Source organism: Maricaulis sp., from assembly GCF_048268525.1.
Classification (GTDB): domain Bacteria; phylum Pseudomonadota; class Alphaproteobacteria; order Caulobacterales; family Maricaulaceae; genus Maricaulis.
In genome coordinates this window covers 1-19,580 of the sequence record NZ_JBLWVH010000006.1, presented here as the reverse complement: position 1 = coordinate 19,580, position 19,580 = coordinate 1, and the positions used below count along the sequence as shown (strand labels likewise).

22 protein-coding genes and 2 pseudogenes are annotated in these 19,580 nt (G+C 64.1%); 16 read left to right on the top strand and 8 right to left on the bottom strand.

Going from position 1 to position 19,580, the window contains the following annotated elements; all coding sequences use genetic code 11:
• Window positions 1-133 precede the first annotated feature (133 nt).
• Window positions 134-517, bottom strand: coding sequence for a hypothetical protein (locus ACN0X9_RS04795; RefSeq protein WP_417486476.1), 384 nt, complete (start codon window positions 515-517; stop codon window positions 134-136).
• A 210-nt stretch (window positions 518-727) separates the two neighbouring features.
• Here ACN0X9_RS04795 and ACN0X9_RS04790 point away from each other — a divergent pair, with 210 nt between their 5' ends.
• The 14 genes from ACN0X9_RS04790 to dxs all read left to right on the top strand — a co-directional run bounded on the left by ACN0X9_RS04790 (window position 728) and on the right by dxs (window position 11,773).
• Window positions 728-937: a hypothetical protein gene (locus ACN0X9_RS04790; protein ID WP_417486475.1), complete on the top strand. Its 210-nt coding sequence runs from the start codon at window positions 728-730 to the stop codon at window positions 935-937.
• On the top strand, window positions 934-1,254 hold the full coding sequence (locus tag ACN0X9_RS04785; protein ID WP_323762509.1) for a YbjQ family protein: 321 nt from the start codon (window positions 934-936) through the stop codon (window positions 1,252-1,254). Before ACN0X9_RS04790 ends, ACN0X9_RS04785 begins: the two co-directional genes overlap by 4 nt.
• Before the next feature lie 8 nt (window positions 1,255-1,262).
• Window positions 1,263-2,015 (top strand): signal peptidase I, encoded by a 753-nt coding sequence (lepB, locus tag ACN0X9_RS04780; RefSeq protein WP_417486474.1) that lies wholly within the window; start codon window positions 1,263-1,265, stop codon window positions 2,013-2,015.
• Between the two features lie 3 nt (window positions 2,016-2,018).
• Window positions 2,019-2,639, top strand: coding sequence for a signal peptidase I (lepB, locus tag ACN0X9_RS04775; RefSeq protein ID WP_417486473.1), 621 nt, complete (start codon window positions 2,019-2,021; stop codon window positions 2,637-2,639).
• 63 nt (window positions 2,640-2,702) lie between these two features.
• The gene (locus ACN0X9_RS04770; RefSeq protein WP_417486472.1) at window positions 2,703-3,575 is read left to right on the top strand and encodes an SDR family oxidoreductase; all 873 of its coding nucleotides are present in this window, start codon (window positions 2,703-2,705) and stop codon (window positions 3,573-3,575) included.
• 63 nt (window positions 3,576-3,638) lie between these two features.
• A complete protein-coding gene (locus ACN0X9_RS04765) occupies window positions 3,639-4,817 on the top strand; it encodes a helix-turn-helix domain-containing protein (RefSeq protein ID WP_417486471.1) in 1,179 nt (392 codons plus the stop codon).
• A 120-nt stretch (window positions 4,818-4,937) separates the two neighbouring features.
• Window positions 4,938-5,675 carry a DUF4386 domain-containing protein gene (locus ACN0X9_RS04760; RefSeq protein WP_417486470.1) on the top strand — a complete coding sequence of 246 codons (738 nt, stop codon included), beginning with the start codon at window positions 4,938-4,940 and terminating at the stop codon, window positions 5,673-5,675.
• Between the two features lie 407 nt (window positions 5,676-6,082).
• Complete coding sequence (locus ACN0X9_RS04755) at window positions 6,083-6,490, top strand: SET domain-containing protein (RefSeq protein ID WP_417486469.1); 408 nt, start codon at window positions 6,083-6,085, stop codon at window positions 6,488-6,490.
• 66 nt (window positions 6,491-6,556) lie between these two features.
• On the top strand, window positions 6,557-7,492 hold the full coding sequence (locus tag ACN0X9_RS04750) for a histone deacetylase family protein (protein WP_417486468.1): 936 nt from the start codon (window positions 6,557-6,559) through the stop codon (window positions 7,490-7,492).
• An 85-nt stretch (window positions 7,493-7,577) separates the two neighbouring features.
• Complete coding sequence (locus ACN0X9_RS04745) at window positions 7,578-8,177, top strand: histidine phosphatase family protein (protein ID WP_417486467.1); 600 nt, start codon at window positions 7,578-7,580, stop codon at window positions 8,175-8,177.
• Window positions 8,178-8,280: 103 nt separating this feature from the next.
• Entirely contained in the window at window positions 8,281-8,535 is a 255-nt protein-coding gene (locus ACN0X9_RS04740; RefSeq protein WP_417486466.1) for an exodeoxyribonuclease VII small subunit, read from the top strand.
• Window positions 8,532-8,885: a tRNA-binding protein gene (locus ACN0X9_RS04735; protein WP_417486465.1), complete on the top strand. Its 354-nt coding sequence runs from the start codon at window positions 8,532-8,534 to the stop codon at window positions 8,883-8,885. Before ACN0X9_RS04740 ends, ACN0X9_RS04735 begins: the two co-directional genes overlap by 4 nt.
• A gap of 60 nt (window positions 8,886-8,945) precedes the next feature.
• Window positions 8,946-9,833, top strand: a complete 888-nt coding sequence (locus tag ACN0X9_RS04730; protein ID WP_417486464.1) for a polyprenyl synthetase family protein — start codon at window positions 8,946-8,948, stop codon at window positions 9,831-9,833.
• Window positions 9,834-9,847: 14 nt separating this feature from the next.
• Window positions 9,848-11,773: a 1-deoxy-D-xylulose-5-phosphate synthase gene (dxs, locus tag ACN0X9_RS04725; RefSeq protein WP_417486463.1), complete on the top strand. Its 1,926-nt coding sequence runs from the start codon at window positions 9,848-9,850 to the stop codon at window positions 11,771-11,773.
• Between the two features lie 196 nt (window positions 11,774-11,969).
• On the opposite strand, the gene ACN0X9_RS04720 is transcribed toward dxs, so the two are convergent.
• Together ACN0X9_RS04720 and ACN0X9_RS04715 are read right to left on the bottom strand one after the other, a co-directional pair.
• Window positions 11,970-12,374 (bottom strand): type II toxin-antitoxin system HicB family antitoxin, encoded by a 405-nt coding sequence (locus ACN0X9_RS04720; protein ID WP_417486462.1) that lies wholly within the window; start codon window positions 12,372-12,374, stop codon window positions 11,970-11,972.
• A 117-nt stretch (window positions 12,375-12,491) separates the two neighbouring features.
• Window positions 12,492-12,596, bottom strand: a pseudogene (locus ACN0X9_RS04715) (type II toxin-antitoxin system HicA family toxin); the annotation flags it as partial.
• A gap of 584 nt (window positions 12,597-13,180) precedes the next feature.
• Between ACN0X9_RS04715 and ACN0X9_RS04710 the strand changes: the two are divergent.
• Complete coding sequence (locus ACN0X9_RS04710; protein WP_417486461.1) at window positions 13,181-14,113, top strand: IS110 family transposase; 933 nt, start codon at window positions 13,181-13,183, stop codon at window positions 14,111-14,113.
• 78 nt (window positions 14,114-14,191) lie between these two features.
• Here the strand turns inward: ACN0X9_RS04710 and ACN0X9_RS04705 are convergent, their stop codons facing one another.
• The gene (locus ACN0X9_RS04705; protein ID WP_417486460.1) at window positions 14,192-15,046 is read right to left on the bottom strand and encodes a universal stress protein; all 855 of its coding nucleotides are present in this window, start codon (window positions 15,044-15,046) and stop codon (window positions 14,192-14,194) included.
• Window positions 15,047-15,057: 11 nt separating this feature from the next.
• A complete protein-coding gene (locus tag ACN0X9_RS04700) occupies window positions 15,058-16,539 on the bottom strand; it encodes a SulP family inorganic anion transporter (RefSeq protein WP_417486599.1) in 1,482 nt (493 codons plus the stop codon).
• A 448-nt stretch (window positions 16,540-16,987) separates the two neighbouring features.
• Between ACN0X9_RS04700 and ACN0X9_RS04695 the strand changes: the two genes are divergently transcribed.
• The gene (locus tag ACN0X9_RS04695) at window positions 16,988-17,722 is read left to right on the top strand and encodes a TlyA family RNA methyltransferase (RefSeq protein ID WP_417486459.1); all 735 of its coding nucleotides are present in this window, start codon (window positions 16,988-16,990) and stop codon (window positions 17,720-17,722) included.
• A gap of 34 nt (window positions 17,723-17,756) precedes the next feature.
• Here ACN0X9_RS04695 and ACN0X9_RS04690 read toward each other — a convergent pair whose 3' ends face one another.
• The 3 genes and pseudogenes from ACN0X9_RS04690 to ACN0X9_RS04680 form a co-directional block, all read right to left on the bottom strand.
• Entirely contained in the window at window positions 17,757-18,530 is a 774-nt protein-coding gene (locus ACN0X9_RS04690; protein ID WP_417486458.1) for a hypothetical protein, read from the bottom strand.
• Window positions 18,531-18,717: 187 nt separating this feature from the next.
• Complete coding sequence (locus ACN0X9_RS04685; RefSeq protein WP_417486457.1) at window positions 18,718-19,248, bottom strand: hypothetical protein; 531 nt, start codon at window positions 19,246-19,248, stop codon at window positions 18,718-18,720.
• Window positions 19,245-19,580: pseudogene (locus ACN0X9_RS04680) on the bottom strand (hypothetical protein); the annotation flags it as partial. The pseudogene ACN0X9_RS04680 and the gene ACN0X9_RS04685, both read right to left, overlap by 4 nt.

Below are 19,580 nucleotides of genomic sequence, written 5' to 3'. Positions count from 1 at the left end.
GGGCTGCGGCCGGGAAAAACGGGTTTGAATTGCGGAGGCGGTAGAGGCACGGCTGAGAAAAGTAGCGCTTGCCCCCGCCTTGCGTCCGACCTTCGCCGGACATGCAGCGGGGATGACTAGCTTGATCAGGGTTTCAAACCCACATCGCGTCGGCGTCCGGGTGGCCGCGGCCGTCGAGCAGGCGGACCAGGCCGACCACGCCGCGGACGAGGACCCACAGCCAGATCAGGGCCAGGCCAATAAACCCGAAAGGCAGCAGGATCACGGTCATGATCATGAAGGTGCAGACGATGATGCCCAGCACTGCCGTCCAGAATGACTTGATCTGATAGGTGTAGTGCGATTGCAGCCAGTGCGGCGCCCGCTCGCGGCGAGCATAGGCGATGATCACCGCCAGGATGCTGGAAATGCCGATGATGTTGCCGATCAGGAACAGGACATAGTTCAGCCCGGCGAACAGCTTGTCGTCGCGGTCTGAAGCGTGGCTGCTGCCGGGTTCGATGATCGTCTCTGACATGATGCAAATCTCCTTGTCGGCCAACCTGCCAGACCGGGAGCGGCGGTCCAAGCGGGAAGCCGTCAGGCGCAATCCCCTGCGTCCCGCGTGCCACGCTGCCAGCTTAAAATACCGTCATGGGCAGGCGGGCTTCTTGGTTATGGCGCGAATTCGACGTATCGAAGTGTCGTGTTAGTCAGGTCAGGTCCTGTTCAGCCCATGTTAGGCAGAATGCTCGATATCTTGATCCCGGTCTTGTTGCTGGGAGGCCTGCTGGCCTTTCTGGTCCTGATGGCAATCGGATTGCTGACCGGATGGCATCTGCCCTATCCGGCCAGTTTCTGGTGGCTGGCGGCGACCGGATGCCCGGCACTGGGCGTGGCATTGATCTATTGGCGGGGCCAGTCGGATGGACCTGTCCTGGAAGGGGAAGAGACATGAGCCTGATCGTCACCATGGGTGAGACCGTTCCGGGTCGCGAGATTGACCAGGTGGTCGGCCTGGCACGCGGCAATGTCGTGCGGGCCCGTTTTTTCGGCCGCGATTTCATCGCCGGATTGCGCAATCTGGTGGGCGGCGAAGTCCCCGAATATACCAATCTTCTCTCGGAATCGCGCGAGCAGGCGCTCGATCGCATGGCCAAACATGCCGAAGAGCTCGGCGCCGACGCCATCATCTCTGTCCGCCTGACCACCTCATCGGTCATGGAAGGCGCGGCGGAAATCCTCGCCTACGGAACGGCAGTCAAACTGAAATGAGTCCCCTGATGAAGCGTCTTGCCGGCCGTGCGGCCGATGAAATCATGGAAACCGTCCGGTTCATCGGCGGTGTTGTGGCGGTGTGGCTGGGTCTTGTGACCTTCGGCTTTGCCGCCTTCCACATCCCCTCTGAAAGCATGCAGCCCTCGCTGGAAGTCGGCGATCGGGTGCTGGTGTCGAAATGGGCCTATGGCTATTCCGTCCATTCGCTGCCGCTGGGGCTGGGCTATGTCCTGCCTGACAGCTGGGACGGACGCATCGCCTGGTCGCAACCGCGACGCGGTGATGTCGTGGTGTTCCGCGACGAGAACCAGACCCCGCCGCGCAATCTGATCAAGCGCGTTACCGGTGTGGCCGGCGACGTGATCGAAGTGCGCGAAGGCCGTCTCTACATCAATGGCGAGGTCGCCCCGCGCATGCTGGAAGACATTCGCACCTATCGTGAAGACCGTAACGGCCAGCCGGTGACGGTAAGTCATTATACCGAGATCCTGCCGGGTGATCGCGATCATCCGATCTATGAGCAGAACGATGTTGATCCCCTCGACGATTTCGGGCCGGTCACGGTGCGACCGGGAACCGTTTTCGTGATGGGCGACAATCGGGACGCCTCCAGCGACAGCCGGGCCCCGGGCGGGCCGGGCTTCGTACCGCTGGAGAATGTCGTCGGCCGGGCCGAGACGGTGTTGTTCACTCTGGAACGCTGCCGCCGCGAACAGGGCCTGCACTGCCCGACCGGTCGGGTCTGGGGCGGGCTCTAGGCCATGTGGCGCTGGGTCATCGGGCTGGGCGGACTGGTCGGTATTGGCCTGTTCTCCAGCCTGGCCCTGTTTTCCATGCAAGCGATGAGCATGATGCCGGCCGTCGAGCCCGGACAGCGTTTCATCGTCAACAAGCTGGCCTATGGCTACAGTACGGTCAGCCTGCCGCTGGTCGGTACCCGGCTTGATCCGAACAGGCTGGTCGCCGGACCGGCGCCGCGGCGGGGTGATATCATCGTTTTCCTGGACACGACACAGAGCCCGGCACAGACGATTGTCAGCCGCGTGGTTACCGTGGCAGGTGACGAAGCCGCCTATGATGGCGGACGCCTTGTCATCAATGGCGATTATGTCCAACGTGACGCACTCGGCCCGGAGATGCTCGTCACCCGGGGCGGGCCACAACAGGTGACCCGATATCGCGAAACGCTTCCCGGCGGCGCCTCACACGAGATTTTCGAGCTGAATGATGATGGGTTTCTGGACCAGACCTGGCCGGTCACCGTGCCGGAGGGCCATGTCTTCGTGCTTGGCGACAATCGCGACATGTCGCGTGACAGTCGAGCGCGCGGTGGTCCCGGCATGATCCCGCTGGCGCGCATTCTGGGCCGTGTCAGCAACTAGTCTGGCGCAGGCTCCGGCACCGCTCTAGTCTCTCCCCAAATCACTCAATCGGGGAGAGGGCGCATGAGCCTCAAGGGAAAGACGATCTTCATCACCGGCGCATCGCGCGGTATCGGTCTGGCCATTGGCGAGCGCTGCGCCCGTGATGGCGCCAATATCATCATCGCGGCCAAGTCCGACACGGTTGATCCGCGCCTTGAAGGCACAATCCACACGGCGGCCACGGCCATCGAGAATGCGGGCGGACAGGCGCTCGCGGTCAAGTGTGACATCCGCGACGAAGCCCAGGTCGAAGCCGCGGTTGAGGCCGGGGTCGAGCGCTTTGGTGGTATCGACGCGGTCATCAACAACGCCTCGGCCATCTATCCGCGCGGCACCGGAGATGTGCCGATGAAGCGCTATGACCTGATGCATCAGGTCAATGGTCGCGGGACTTTCCTGACCACGCAGAAATGCCTGCCGCATCTGATGAAGGCGGAAAACCCGCACATCATCGCCCTGGCCCCGCCGCTCGACATGCGCGGGATGTGGTTCGGCCCGCACGTCGCCTATACCTCGGCAAAATACCAGATGAGCCTGTGCATCCTGGGTTGGGGCGAAGAGTTCAAGGGCAAGATCGGCGCCAATGCGATCTGGCCGCGGACCGCCGTCGCCACCGCTGCCATCTCCAACGTTTTGGCCGGTGAAGAGGCGATGAAGAGTTGCCGCAAGCCGGAGATTCTCGCTGACACCGCCTATGCCGTGCTCAACAAGCCGGCGGCCGAGTTCACCGGCAATTTCATCATTGATGACAGCTTTCTGTGGGATGAGGGCGAGCGCGATCTCGACCAGTATTCCTACGACCCGTCGATTGAACTCCTGCCCGACTTCTTCGTCCCGGAAGAGCCGGCCGCGCCTCCCGGCGTGAAGATCATGGCGATCCCGGCGGCGCACTGAGTCGGGCTTGCGACAAATCCCCGGTCATTGCTCCGGGCCCCGATTTGGCGGAAAACGGATGCGATGACCGACACTTTTCTGACAATGGCCTACGCCATCGCCGCCGGATCGATCGGCTTTGCACTGGTCATGGCGCTGACCAATCGTGGTCAGCGGGGCGACCGGTCCTTGTATTTCTGCCTGGCGCTGATCGCGCTCCTGGCACATGTGCTAGGGCAGCTGGTCATTGTCACGGGCGCCTATCGCTATGCGCCGCATCTGGTCGGGGCAGACCTGGCGGTCAAGATGGTGCTGGGGCCGGCGGTCTATTTCTTCGCCCGTGCCCTGATGTCGACGGATAAGCCGCGTTTTGGCGGCTTTGACTGGCTGGTGCTGCTCGGCCCGGTGCTGGTCCTTGTCGCGACCCTGCCCTTCGCCAGCCTGAGCGCCGAACAGAAGCTCGCCCTGGCCGACCCGGCGACCCGAAATCCCGACCACTTCCGGATCGCGCTCTACACCTGCACTGCGTCGCTGGTCATCTTCCTGGCCTTCACCGGTTGCTACCTCGTCGCCGCGCTGAGGCTGCAGGTGCGTCACAGGCGGCGCATGTTGGAAGAGTTTGCGAATGTCGAACGCAAATCCCTCGACTGGCTGCGTACCATCCTGCTGGTATTCGCCGGCGCCTGGACGTTTTTCGCCATCAAGCAGGTCCTGTGGGTCACCGGTACGTCCATCCCGGCCTTCAATATTGCCCTGGCCTTCACGGAAACCCTTGCCATCGCGGCCTTTGCCTATCTCGGTGTGCACCAGCCCGAACTGCCGTTGGAGCGGAAGGCCAAGGACAAGGCCCGCACAGCCGATCCGTCAGCCAGACGCCCGATCCTGACCGAACAGCGCATGAGCCGGACCGCCGCCAAGCTGGTCGGCGCGCTGGAGGCCGACAAGCTTTACGCCGACAGCGATCTGTCGCTGCGCAAGCTGTCCGACATCACCGGCGTCACCAAGAACCATATCTCCGAGACGCTGTCCCAGCATCTCGGCGTCAATTTCTTTGACTTTGTGAACAGCCACCGGGCTGACGAGGCCAAGCGGCTCTTGAGCGAGACCGAGCTCAATACGCTGGAAGTTGCCCTCGAGGTCGGGTTCAACTCCCGTTCGACCTTCAACGTGGCGTTCAAGAAACATGTCGGCGCACCGCCGAGCCAGTATCGGGCCGAGGTGCGCAGCGCCGGGCCGCGAGACCTGGAAAACGCCCTCCACTGACACGCGTCGATGTCCGAATGGCCCCATTCGGACGACAGGCAGGCCTACCTCCCGCATGACCGGGGGGCCGGTGACCGCACCGGCCTGGTTCACTGCTTGGTCGACGGAGACGCTCACGCCATGTCTGCAATTCAACACTCTGAACAATCAGCGCGCCGCATGGCACGGCTGGCTGGTTTGTCCTATCTCATCTACACCCTCGCGGGGGTGTACATCACCTTTGGACCGCTACCCGGGCTGAGTACGCTTCTGAGCGGCGAAGCGCCGCTCGAGCGCGACGAATTCCTGTTCCGGACCGGATTTCTGGCCGAGATGGTCATGTATATCTTCGTCGTCGTGTCTGCCGCCGCCATGTATGCCGTGCTGAGGTCGGTGAGCCAGGGCACGGCCCTGGTCGGTGCTTTTTGCCGGCTGATCGAAGGCGCCATGGGCGCAACCTTCATCGTCTTCAAATATGCCGCGTTTGCCGCGGTCGTGAATCCCGATCTGAGTCCCGGCTTCTCCGGTGAGGAGCGGTCGGCGCTCGTGACGCTCCTGCGCGACGTCTACGGGTCGACGATCTATTTGCTGCTGATCCCGATGGCCGTTGGCGGTGTCCTCTATTTTGCCCTGTTTTTTCGGGCGCGCTTCATCCCGCGCTGGCTCGCGGCCTGGGGCATGTTCACCTATTTCATGATCGGAACGCTGGCCGGTGTGATCATCCTCTTCCCGTCCGTGAGGGAGCACGTCATGTTGTTCTTCATTCCGGGCGCCCTGTTTGAATGGGTTGTGGCGTTCTGGTTGCTCTTCGCAGGGATCAACACCCGGCACTGGTGGGGCAAATCCTCCGGCGCCATTGAGGGAGCCACTGCTCCCTGACGACGGCCCTGCACAGGGTGTGATGGTCGTCACACCCTGTGTAAGCCCTTGTCGCACAACACAACTTTGGCATTGTATGAATCCGATTCACCATTAGCGTCGGCCTTGTCAAAACAGGACAGAGAGGGGCGGAGCAATGCGGACGCGATCAGGGGGTGGTTGGATCAGTGTGGTGGTGATAGCCGGCGTGGCCATCGGCTTTGCCATAGCCTGGATCCAGGGTGGCTCGCCCTACGGTTTCTGACCGGCAACTGCGGGCCGCATTGCGGCACGAAAATCCCGCTTGCGCTTTTCCAGAATTCGCCAATATGGGAGTTGGAGCGTCGCACTCTGCGGCCGGGCTCAGATGATGAGCTGCCGCTGATCCTTCGCCAGCCGTCGACGCGGCCGGCCGGAGTGACCCATTCATGCTTCTCGTGGACACCTACCTGGCTCCCAGCCCTTTGGAGGGGCTTGGAGTCTTCGCCGCCCAATCCATCCCCGCCGGCACACTGGTCTGGGTGCTCGACCCGGCTGTCGACCTGATCCTGACCGAGGCCCAGCTGGCCGAGCGCCCGCACATCTATCGCCAATACATGCGGCGCTACGCCTATTTCGACCGCAGTCTCAACGGCTATCTGCTCGATGGCGACCATGCCCGCTTTCTCAACCATGCCGCCGAGCCGAATATCGACTTTCGCGCCGACGGCAATGGCGAGGCCCGCCGTGACATTCATCCGGGTGAGGAAATCCTGTGTGACTACAGCCAGTTCATGGAAGACGTCGTGCTCCTGCCAAGCGCGGCCCGTCCGGGCGCGCCCACCGTTGCGGCTTGAATTTATGGGCCAGGCAGGCAGTGTCGGGACTGGCCAGCGCAGCGTGATCACCGCACACTGGCGGCCATGAAAACCACGATCTTCGACAGTCCCGCCAGCCGGCTCCACGCCGTCCCGCCCGGTCATCCCGAACATGTCGGTCGCTATGAGGCCGTGCGTGAGGCATTGCTGGCCCTGCCGGGCTGCGACTGGCGCGAGGCGCCGGCCGGTGTGATGACCGATGTGGCGCGCTTTCACAGTGCCGCCCATGTCGACCGGGTCCTGACCGCCTGTGCCGATGCGCCGGACGGCCAGTGGGTGGCGCTCGACCCGGACACGCTGGTCTGTGATCGCTCGGTCACGGCCGCTCTGGGCGCGGTCGGCGCTGCGGTCGCGGCAGTCGACCAGGTGATCGCGGACGAGGCCGGAGGCGCGGCTTTCGTGCTGGCCCGCCCGCCCGGCCACCACGCCGAGCCTGACCGTCCGATGGGATTTTGCCTGTTCAACACCATCGCCATTGCCGCCGCCCACGCGCTGGAGGTGCATGACCTGACCTCGGTCGCCATTGTCGATATCGACGTCCATCACGGCAATGGCACGCAATGCCTGGCCGAGAGCGAGGCGCGGGTGTTTTTCGCCTCACTGCACCAGGCGCCGCTCTATCCGGGGACGGGCGGGGAGGGCGAGACCGGCATTAATGGCAATGTCCTCAATTGCCCGATGCCCGATGGCGTGACCGGTCCGCAATGGCGGCAGCGGTTCGAGGAACAGGTCCTGCCAGCCCTGCGCCAGGCGCGCCCGCAACTGGTTCTGGTCTCGGCCGGATTTGATGCGCATGCGGACGATCCGGTCGGCGGCTGGGGCCTGCGCAGCAATGACTATGCCTGGGCCGCCGCTCAGCTGGCTGGCATTGCCCGAGAATTTGGCGCTTCCCGTCTTGTTTCCGTGCTGGAGGGTGGCTACGACTGTCCCGCGCTGGGGCGGTCGGCGGCGGCATTTGTCGACGCGCTGTCACAGGCGTGAGATCCGAATTGTGCCAGGCTGCGAAGGGGCGTGCCGGCTGCCGAGCTTGCCCCGCGCTGGCCCCCGCGCGTGACCGTGACATTGCATGACCGAGATTGACACCACCGGCGCCGCGCGGCGCGGCTACATCACCATCGCCCGCCACGGCCAGCCGCTCGCCAATCGCGAGGCGATGATGGATTGGCGCGGCTATGAGGACTGGTGGGACAACACCTATCAACCGGCACCGCTGGTCGAGGGGCAGGTCGCGCCAGAGCCTTTGAAGGCTCAGGCTGCCGACGCCCGGACCATCTTTGCCTCGACCCTTCGCCGGGCCATCGAGACCGCCCAGGCGGTGGCGCCGGGTCGTGAGCTGGTGATCGAGGACGATTTCGTCGAGGCCGAGCTGCCGCCGCCGCCATGGCCCGGTCGCTTCATGGCCAAGACCTGGGGCGTGTTTGCCCGCTGTACCTGGTGGCTGGGCCAGTCGCGCGGCCGGGAAAGCCGCGTCGAGGCGGATGCGCGCGCTGCCCGCGCAGTCGCCCGGCTGATCGAGGCTGCCGGGAGCGGACCGGTCGTGTGCTGCGCCCATGGTTGGTTCAACCGCATGATGCGGCCGCACCTCAAGGCCGCCGGCTGGGTCTGTGTCCGCGATGGCGGAGACAGTTACTGGTCCTGGCGCCGCTATGAGTATCGCGGCGACTGACGCACCGATTGCGGCCCTGCCGCCGGGTTCCTATGGTGACCGCGAATTGTGATCGTGACCGGGCCTGACCGGGATCGTCACGAACCGGATACGGAGAGAGATCATGGCCGCCGAAGCGCATGCCGACATTGCGACCCTGAGCTTCGAGGCGGCGCTGGCCGAACTCGAAGGCATCGTGCGCCAGCTGGAATCCGGCGAGGTCGAACTGGAGCGCTCGATCGAGATCTATGAGCGCGGCGCCGCGCTTCGGGCCTATTGTGACAGCAAGCTGAAAAGCGCCGAGCTGAAGGTCGAGAAGATCGTTCGCGGCGAGGATGGCCAGCCGGCAACCGAACCCGCCGGGCTCGATCCGGCATGACGGACGACCCGTCCGGCCTCGCGTCGATCGAGGATTTTCTCAAGCTGGATATCCGGGTCGGAACCGTGGTGCGGGCCGAAGACTTTCCCGAGGCCCGCAAGCCGGCGATCCGGTTGTGGATCGATTTCGGCGGCGATCTGGGGACGAAAAAATCCTCGGCCCAGATCACGACACACTACTCACCCGACGCCCTGATCGGCCGGCAGGTGCTGGCGGTGGTGAATTTTCCGCCGCGCCAGATCGGCCCGATGCGCTCAGAAGTGCTGACTCTCGGTGTTTCTGATGGCAAGGGAGAGATCGTGCTGATGGCCCCGGACCAGACGGTGCCGGATGGCTCGCGGCTGCACTAGGCGCGGCAGCGGGCTCGCGTCCCGGATGACGCGACGCAGAGGACAGGACAGGCAGGGCCGATGGAGAATTTCGAACAGCGACTCAATGAGCATGCCGACCGCGTGACGGTCGCGCTTGATGCATTGCTGCCGCGCGCCGAAGGGCCGGAAGCCCACCTCAACTCCGCCATGCGCTATGCGGCCCTGGGGCCGGGCAAGCGCCTGCGCCCGTTCCTGACCATCGAGGCCGGTCATCTCGTCCATGCCGACGAGCGCGGTGCCCTGCGGGCCGCCTGCGCGCTGGAATGCGTCCACGCCTATTCACTCATCCATGATGACCTGCCCTGTATGGATGATGACGACATGCGGCGTGGTCGTCCGACTGTCCACAAGGCCTATGACGAGGCGACCGCGGTCCTCGCCGGCGACGGCCTGCAGTCGATCGCCTACGAGATCCTCGCCCATCCCGACACCCATCAGCGCGGCAGTGTCCGGGCCCGTCTGGTCGAGCGCTTGTCCCGTGCGTCCGGACCCTATGGCATGGTGGGCGGGCAGATGATCGATATCCGCGCCGAGACCGAGCAGTTCGACATTTCCGTCGTCACCCGCATGCACCGGATGAAGACCGGGGCGCTGATTTCCTACGCCGTGGAAGCCGCCACCATCCTCAAGGATGTCGACGATCCTGTACGCCGGGCGCTGGAAGGGTTTGCCCACGATCTCGGCTTGGCCTATCAGATCACCGATGATCTCCTGGATGCCACGGGCGATGAGGATGAAGCGGGCAAGGCGGTCGGCAAGGATGCCGGTCAAGGAAAAGCCACCTTTGTCACCATTCTGGGCATTGAGGGCGCGCGTGACCGTTCGCGGCACTTGGCCGCACAGGCCAAGGAACACCTTGATCCTTTTGGTGCGCGGGCAGATGTTTTGAGAGAGGCCGTCGATTTCATCCTCGCGCGGCGCTCGTGAAAGGCCGCATGCCAATGGCACCGAAAACCCCGATCCTCGACACCGTCAACACACCGGCAGATCTCAAGAATCTGCCGCTCGACCGGCTCAAGACGCTGGCCGATGAAGTGCGGGCCGAGACCATCGACGCGGTCTCCGTCACCGGCGGACATCTGGGCGCCGGCCTCGGCGTAGTCGAGCTGACGACCGCCCTGCACCATGTTTTCGACACGCCGACCGACACGCTGATCTGGGATGTCGGCCACCAGTGCTATCCGCACAAGATCCTGACCGGTCGCCGCGACCGCATCCGCACCCTGCGCCAGGCCGGCGGCCTGTCCGGCTTCACCAAGCGTTCGGAGAGCGAGTACGACCCGTTCGGTGCCGCCCACGCTTCGACCTCGATCTCGGCCGCGCTCGGCTTTGCCGTCGGCCGCGACCTCAAGGAAGAGGACCGCAATGTGATCGCGGTCATCGGCGATGGCTCGATGTCGGCAGGCATGGCCTATGAGGCGATGAACAATGCCGGCCATATCGGTGGCCGGCTGATTGTCATCCTCAACGATAATGACATGTCGATCGCCCCGCCGGTCGGCGCGATGAGCCATTATTTCGCCCGCCTGGTCTCCTCGCAGGGTTATCGTTCCATCCGCAAGCTCGGCAAGGGCGTCGCCAAGGCGCTTCGGGTCGAGGAGGCGGCGCGCCGGGCCGAGGAATACATGCGCGGCATGGCCATGGGTGGCACGCTGTTCGAGGAGATGGGCTTTCGCTATGTCGGCCCGATCGACGGCCATGATCTCGACCAGCTGGTCCCGGTCCTGCGCAATGTGCGCGACGGCGACAACGGTCCGGTCCTGATCCATGTCGTGACCCAGAAGGGCAAGGGCTATGCCCCCGCCGAGGCCGCTGACGACAAGTATCATGGCGTCGCCAAGTTCAACGTCATCACCGGCGAGCAACAAAAATCCAAGGCCGCGGCGCCGTCCTATACCAAGGTTTTCGCCCAGCAGCTGATCCGCGAAGCCGAGGCCGACAGCCGCGTTGTCGGTGTCACGGCGGCCATGCCGGGCGGCACCGGTCTGGACCTGTTCGGTCAGCGCTTCCCTGACCGCATGTTCGATGTCGGCATTGCCGAACAGCACGCTGTCACTTTCGCCGCCGGCCTCGCCGCCGACGGCATGAAACCCTTCGCGGCGATCTATTCGACCTTCCTGCAGCGCGGCTATGACCAGGTCGTGCACGATGTGGCGATCCAGAAACTGCCCGTCCGCTTTGCCATCGACCGGGCCGGTCTGGTCGGTGCCGATGGCGCCACCCATGCCGGCAGTTTCGATCTTGGCTATCTCGGTGCCCTGCCAGGCATGGTCGTGATGGCCGCCGCCGACGAGCTGGAACTCTCGCGCATGGTGAAAACCGCGGCGCTGATCGACGACACCCCGTCGGCCTTCCGCTATCCGCGTGGCAATGGCACCGGGGTGGACATTCCGGACGTGATCGAGGCGCTGGAGATCGGCAAGGGCCGCATCGTCCGCGAAGGCTCGCGCATCGCCATCCTGTCTCTCGGTACCCGTCTCGAGGAAAGCCTCAAGGCCGCCGACGCGCTGGCCGCCCAGGGTTTCTCGACCACCGTCGCCGATGCCCGCTTCGCCAAGCCGCTGGACGAGGAGCTCATCCTGCGCCTGGCGCGTGAGCACGAAGTCCTGATCACGGTGGAAGAGGGCGCGGTCGGCGGATTTGGCGCCTTCGTCCTGCACATGCTGGCCGACAAGGGCGCTCTTGATCGCGGTCTGCGCGTCCGCACCCTGACCCTTCCGGATGTCTTCCAGGACCAGGAAGCCCCCTTCGACATGTACGAAACCGCCGGCCTCAACGCCCGCCACATCGCCGCCAAGGCGCTGGAAGCCATGGGCAAGGACGATGCGGCTGCGGAGCGCGTCGCGGCGGCGTTGATTGCTGGGTAGAGGCGGTTGAACGTGTGAAATAGGTGCCTCTCACCGATTTCGCACCGATTTTTGTTGAGTGCCCTGTGACGGCGAATACACAATGTATAAAGGCAATTAGGCGACGCATAGCCCTCCCGCCCCGCGCCCCCACTTCGCGAAAAAAAAGCCCCGGCAGCGCCGGGGCCGATCGTCTACGCAAACGTTTGCTTAGCTCTCAAGCGTAGCGCAACGCGCCCTCGACCAAGAACTTCGAACGGGTCAGACCAGACTTTTCAGCCGCCGTGTCGATCCGTTCCAGAACAAACTCATCAACACTGATATTGATCCGAACGCTTTTGCCTACTTTCGGGGCCGGAGCGACTGACGCCACGAGCAGCGCCTCGGCACGATCCTCGTCGAATTCGGGATCAGCCAGGACCTCATCAATCTCGCGAGCGACTGGCACAGCAAAACCCTCATCCTCCATAGCGTTCATGTGGGATCGCAGGGCCTTGCGGCTCGCCTCCAGGGCCTCTCCAACGCTACCACCAACGGCGATAGCGCCCGGCGCATCCGGGAAGGACACTCCATAATTACCAGCGTCGCCCTCATGGACGAACGCAACAAAAAAGCCGCTCATCTGACAACTCCCTTTCACCGGGCCGGACCATTGATATTGGCCCTTGGCATCTCTTCGTCCCATACACAACATATACACAAAATATGAATGAGGGAAAAACAAGTTTTCGCGGAACAGTTATGCGAAATCTTTCGAACCGGGAGGCCACGGCCAACTTGCCTGCCTAAAAATGCTGCGCAAAGTGCCGATAGGAATGTCTTTGGAAGTGTGTGGAACTGTTACACGATAGCGGGGCGAAAGTCCGGGACCTGTATGTTGCCGTCAGTGAGGTCCCCGTCTTGCGTCCGGCCTTCGCCGGACATCCAACGGGGATGACAGACCTCTCAATCTGAACAGCGTCACCGGAGGAAAATAGGGACACACACCAATTGTCCCGCGCGCCGCGCCCATCAACCCATACATCACTTGTCAGCCAGCGGGCCGTATCCGGTTCTTGAGGTCAAGGGCGCCGCAGGCGCCGCTTCGCGGGATTCCCCTTGAGCTCAAGAACCGGATACGGCTGTCTCCCGGCAAGTGATGTAAGGCGGGGTGTGCGCCGGCGCGCTTTGCTTTTACGGCCCATATTTTGTCATCCCGGATGGACGCCCCGCGCAGGCGGGGCGCAAGTCCGGGACCTATATGTTGCAGGCAGCTAGGTCCCTGTGTTTTGCGATGGTGTAAGATGGTTGCGCGAAGGAGGCCGTTAGGTCCCTGGCTGCCTTGGCAAGCCGTGAGCGGGTTTGGCCCCTTCGCGCGTACCCAGCGTTTAGTCTGAACAGTTGCACGACGCCGTTCACAGCGGACGTCGCATCACAGGGACAGACCTCATGACCATATACCCATCGAGCATCGGGATCGACGTGTCCAATGCCTTTTTGGACATTTTTGACCCTTCCGCGGGCTTTGCCCGTATCGCCAACACGCCGCAAGCCGTCACGCACTGGAGTGCGAGCGTGACACCCGCGCGCCTGATCGTCTTCGAGGCCACAGGTGAGTATGACCGGGTCTTGCGCGACGCCCTCGAGGCGGCCGGGCTTGTCTATAGCCGTATCAACCCGGTTCAGGCGCGACGCTATGCCCAAGCCACCGGGCAGCTGGCCAAGACCGACCGGATCGACGCGGCGCTTCTGGCCGAGATCGGCTCACGTCTTGCGCCTACGCCGCAAGCCCGGTCCGAGCCGGATCGCGAGCGCCTGGTTGAACTGGGCCGGCGTCGCGACCAGCTCGTCGCCCAGCGCGCCTGTGAGCGAACAAGGCTGAAAGAGAGCCAGAACGCCGATGCTATCGTGCACGAAAGCCTGCAATCCCATCTGGACTGGCTCGACACAGCCATCGCCGCCATGGATGACGAGATCGCCCGGCAGATCGCGCAAAGCGACACCCTGCGCGGCGAGGCCGAACTCCTGCTCAGCGTGCCCGGCGTTGGTATCCAGACCACACACACCGTGCTGGCCTTGATGCCCGAACTGGGACGCCGCAGACCCGGTGCCATCGCGGCGCTGGCCGGGCTCGCACCCTATAACCGCGACAGTGGAACCGTGCGCGGGCAAAGGCGGATCCAGGGCGGACGATCCCGTGTCAGGCGCGCGCTCTACATGGCCGCCCTGATCGCAAGCCGCTTCAATGCCCGGATGAAACGCGTCTACCAGCGCCTGCTCGACGCCGGAAAACCCAAAAAACTCGCCCTCATCGCCGTCGCCCGAAAACTCCTCATAACCCTCAACGCTATCATCCGCGACCAACGCCCATTCCAGGCCTGATCAAAACAGTTGCCCGTACTGCGTCCGGCTTTCGCCGGACATCCGACGGGGATGACAAACGTCTCTACCGGAACAGCGTCACCGGAACAGCATTACCGGCACGTGGCAGTTGCGGATCATGTCGGTGGTGGTCGAGCCGATCACCAGATTGCGCATGCGCGAATGGCCGTAGGCGCCCATGACCAGGAGCGAGATGGCTTCGTCCTCGACATAGTCGACAATCACCTTGTCCGGGTCGCCGGCGCGGATGGCGGTGGTAACGGTGTGGCCGGCCGCGCGCAGGTCCTCGGCGGCGGCTTCCAGGCCGTCGACGCGGCTGGCGTCGTCCTTGCCGACCGTCAGCAGGTGTAGCGGGATGCCCTTGAAGAGCTGGCCGCCGGCGATGTGGCTGACGGCCTTGCGTGCACTGGCGCCGCCGTCAAAGGCAATCAGCGCCCGTGTCACCGGGGCGTATTTGCGCGAGGCGACCATGACCGGCTTGTGGGCGGCGCGGACAATGCGTTCCAGGTTGGAACCGAGATGCTCCGCCGCAAAGTCGGCAGCCTCGCCGCGCTTGCCGATCAGGATCAGGTCGGCCTCGCCTTCCACCTGTTGCAGCGCCTCGACCAGATCGCCATGACGCAGGCGAAGGGAGATCTCGGACACGCCCTTGTCGGTGAGATAGGAGGCCGCCGCATCGAGAATGGCGCGGCCGCGTTCCTTGACCAGCTTGGCGCGTTCCTCGTCATGGGCAGCGAGCTTGTCCAGCAGGTCGTGCTTGGCGCCAAAGCCCAGCGAGCCGGACAGGTTGGTCGGCAGGCTCTGCGTGTCGCGGCGGCCGAGTACATGCAGCAGCTCGATCTCGGCGCCCATGGTCGCGGCGACCCAGGCGGCATGATCACAGACGCTTTCGCCATAGGCCGAACCGTCGACGAGAAGGATGAGTTTGGTCATGGCAATCGCTCCTAATGGCCCATCAGCTTGTCGAGTGCGCCGGGCGTGTCGTGAATGCCCAGACGGTCGACCAGCGTCTTGCTGGCCTCGTTCATGCCCAGCAGCTGGACCTCGGCGCCTTCGCGACGGAATTTCAGCACGGCCATGTCGACCGCGGCGACGCTGGACAGATCCCAGACATGCGCCTGTCCCAGGTCAATGATCACGGTGTCGACCGCATCCTTGAAGTCGAAGGCACGCAGGAAGTCCTCGGTCGAGGCGTAAAAGAGCTGGCCATCGACGCGATAGGTGCGGGTCCGTCCGTCAGTCGACACCTCGCTGGTGACCGAAAAGGCGCGGGAGATCCGCCAGGCGAAGAACAGGCCGCTGAGCAGGACACCGACACCGACGCCAATGGCCAGGTTGTGGGTGGCGACGACGCCGATCACGGTCGCGATCATGACAAAACTGGAACTCTTGGGATGCTCCCGCAGATTGCGGATCGAACTCCACGAGAAGGTGCCGACCGAGACCATGATCATGATCGCCACCAGGGCCGGCATCGGGATTTGCGCGACCAGGTCACCCAGCACCAGGATCATGAACAGCAGCACCGAGCCGGCGGTCAGCGCAGACAGGCGACCGCGTCCACCGGATTTCACATTGATCACTGACTGGCCGATCATGGCGCAACCGGCCATGCCGCCGAAGAAACCGGTCACGGTGTTGGCAACGCCCTGACCGATACATTCGCGATTGCGGTCGCTGGGCGTGTCGGTGAGATCATCGACGATCTGGGCCGTCATCAGCGATTCCAGCAGACCGACGGCGGCAACGGCGGCCGAGTAGGGCAGGATGATCATCAAGGTCTCGAGATTGAACGGGATGTCGGGGATCAGGAAGACCGGCAGGGTGGTCGGCAGCTCGCCCATGTCGCCGACCGTGCGGACATTGTCCCAGCCAAAGAAGAGCGCCAGGCTGGTCAGCACGATGATGCAGACCAGCGGCGAGGGGATGGCCTTGGTGATGTAGGGGAAGCCGTAAATGATCACCAGGCCGGCAGCGACCAGCACATAGGTGAAGGCGCTGACATTGGTCAGTTCCGGCAATTGCGCCATGAAGATCAGGATCGCCAGCGCGTTGACGAAGCCGGTGATCACCGAGCGCGAGACAAAGCGCATCAGGTCGCCCAGCTTGAGGAAACCGGCGCCGATCTGCAGCAGGCCGGCGACCACGGTCGCGGCGAGCAGGTATTGCAGCCCGTGCTCGCGCACCAGGGTGACCATCAGCACGGCCGTCGCCGCAGTCGCCGCGCTGATCATGCCCGGACGACCGCCGGTGAAGGCGATGATCACCGCGATGGAGAAACTGGCATACAGGCCAACCCGCGGATCGACCCCGGCGATGATGGAAAAGGCGATCGCTTCCGGGATCAGCGCCAGCGCCACCACAATGCCGGCCAGCACATCACCACGCAGGTTGAAAAACCAGGTGCGGCGGATCTGGTCAAACATGGCCGGGTCGAGGCTGGGCAGTCGCATGATGATATCCGTTCGTTCGCGCGGGCATCCCGGCTTGTGGACGCGGTCAGCGCGGTGTCTGGCTGCGCCAGGCAGCAAAGGGTGGAAACGCGTGGTGTGATCAGCGCTGCCCGGCAAAGGGCCACGCCGCAGCGGTGCGCGAGGCGATAGCACAGACAGCGGGCTTGGCAAACCGGGAAGGGGGAGGAGACAAGGTCCTCGCCCTTGATGGGCGAGGTGGCTGGGCGCGTAGCGGCCAGACGGAGTGGGTGATGGGCGGTCGGGGACGGAACGCTACGCGTTTCACCCCATCCGACCCGGCGCAACGCGCCGGCCCACCTTCCCCATCAAGGGGAAGGCTCTCTTTCATGCAGCGCAAACTGGTCCACCTCGCGGCCCTCGCTAAACTGGCCTCCCAACCAACCCCAACCGGACCCCGCCCATGCGTGCAGACCTCTATCTCGTCGAACACGGTCATTTCGACACACGCGCGCGGGCGCAGGCGGCGATTGCGGCGGGGAAGGTGTCGGTGAACGGGATCAAGGTGTCCAAGCCGTCGCAGAAGATCGCGGACGGGGCGCAGATCGTGGCCGAGGCGGCGCATCCCTGGGTGTCGCGGGCGGCGCTCAAACTGGTGGCGGGGTTGGACGGGTTTGGTGTGGATCCGGCGGACCGGGTCTGCCTCGATGTCGGATCATCGACGGGTGGTTTTACGGAAGTCCTGCTGTCGCGCGGGGCGCGGCATGTCTATGCGGTGGATGTCGGGCGGGGCCAGCTGCACGCCTCGCTTCAGGCCGACCGGCGGGTCACCTCGCTGGAGGCGACCGATGCCAGGTCATTGGCGGCGGAGATGTTTTCCGAGCCGCCCTCGCTGGTGGTCTGCGATGCCAGCTTCATCTCGCTGCTCAAGGTCATCGCCCGGCCCCTGGCGCTGAGTGCCGCGACGAGCGATTTGATCGCGCTCATCAAACCCCAGTTCGAGGTCGGCAAGGCCTTGATCGGCAAGGGCGGTCTGGTGAAAAGCGAAAACGCTCGCGATGACGCGGTCGCGGCCGTACGGGCAGGCTTAGAAGGCCTGGAAGGCTTTTCGGTAAACGCGGTCATGGAGAGTCCGATCGAAGGCGGCGACGGCAACAGGGAATACCTTATCGCCGCCAGCCGTTGTCTTCAAACCTGAATCCCCTGTGACGTGTTGTCGGGGGCGCGGCTACCTACTGACCGTAGGTGTCGGCCGGGCGCCAGATGCCGTCGCTGCCCTGACACATATAGACCTGGTCGGTGACCGTCTGGCCGTAGGCGTCCATGCGGCGGGTCTGCGACCAGTGACAGGCACCGGTGGCCGAGTTTACCTGATAGTTGGCGCTGCTCTGCGACTGGCCGTCATAGGCCGAGGCATTGTAGGTGCGGGCCTGGTCAGCGCGTTCGGCGCCACCCAGCAACTCGCCGGACGAGCCGTAACTGTCGTCGTAATAGGCGCTGTCGTCATAGCCGGCCTGATACTGGTCGTCATAGTAGGCGTCATTCTGGTTGTAGGCGCTGTTGTCGTAATAGCCGCCTGGCTTGCCCGGATAGGGGTTTTGCGGGCTGGCCGGCGCTGTGTTGCAGTCGCCGCCACCGGCGATGCCGGCCCCGATCACCGCGCCGACACCGGCGCCGGCAATGGTGCCGACTTCCTCGGCATTGCCGCGATCACGGTGTTGATAGCGATTGCCACGACCGCGGCCCCAGCTGCCATGTCCACCGCGTCCACCGCGACGAAAATGGCTGTCGCGGCTGTGGCGGTTATTATTGCTGTCATCGGCGAGTTCATTGCCGATCACGGCGCCGAGCAGGCCACCGATGATGGCGCCGGCGACCTGACGGCCCTGGCGTTCGGACTCGCAGTCCTGATAATTCTGGGCCTGATAGCTCTGGGCCTGGGCCATGGACGGCAGGGCGACACTCAGTGCCGTTGCGGCGAGAAGCGTGGGGGTCAGCAGTTTCATCTCTACCTCCGACTTGGGGCTGCCCGACGGATATCGCCGGTGTTGATCCAAGGTCTAGCGCGCCGTCGATGAGCCGCACATGAACGGCACAATGAACAATACGCAAGAAAAAGGCCGACCCGGCTGGATCGGCCTTTCTCCTTTGTGACCCCACGCACACAGGGTCACCGGTCTTTCGGCCAGTGGCCTACTGGTATTGCGAGACCTGCCAGTCGCCATAGGCGTCCCGGCACATGCGCACACGGTCGTAATTATAGGTGCCGTCGGGCATGTAGATCTCGGCATCACCCCAGCGACATTCGACGCCGGCATTGTAATAGGTCTCGCGGATGATGATCGCCCCGCGCACGCCGGAATAGGGATTGCCCCAGTAATAGGGCTCGCCGTACTCGAAGGCATAGTTCATCGCGTAGTGATACTGGGCGCGGTCACAATCATCGAAACGGCTGACCGAGCTGCCCAGGGCGGCGCCGAAGCCCGCGCCGAGCAGGATGCCCGCACCGACATTGTCATCGCCAGCCGCGGCACCACCGATGATGGCGCCCAGCAGGGCTCCGACCACGGCGCCGTCGCCATTGTTATTGTAGCGGCAGATGCCGTCATAATAGGCGAACTGGCGGTTGGAATAGCCATAGTCGTAATAGCGCGTGTTGTAGCGCCAGCGGCTCGACGGTCCCCAGCTGCCGTAATAGCGCGAGTTCGACCAGCCATGGTTCATGTGGCGGATCCAGCGGCGCTGGGCCTGGTGCCGGCGTTGGTCGCGATAGAAATTGTAGCGCCGTTGCGCCCGCTCCCAGCGCCGGCGGTCGCGACGATCGTCGCGGTCACGCCATTGCCGCCAGTCATGCCGGCCGCCAGGTCGGTGAGAGCCGGGTCCACGGACGTCGGGGCGACGACGGTCAGGCCGGCGCGTATCCGGACGGTTTCCGCCGGGGCCGCGGGCGTCAGGGCGACGCCTGTCAGGGCGTCGGGGCGTCGGCCCCCGGGGCGCGCGTCAGGGCTGCGGCCGCCGGGGCGGGATTCAGGACGTCGCGGTCGGTCCGGACGGGA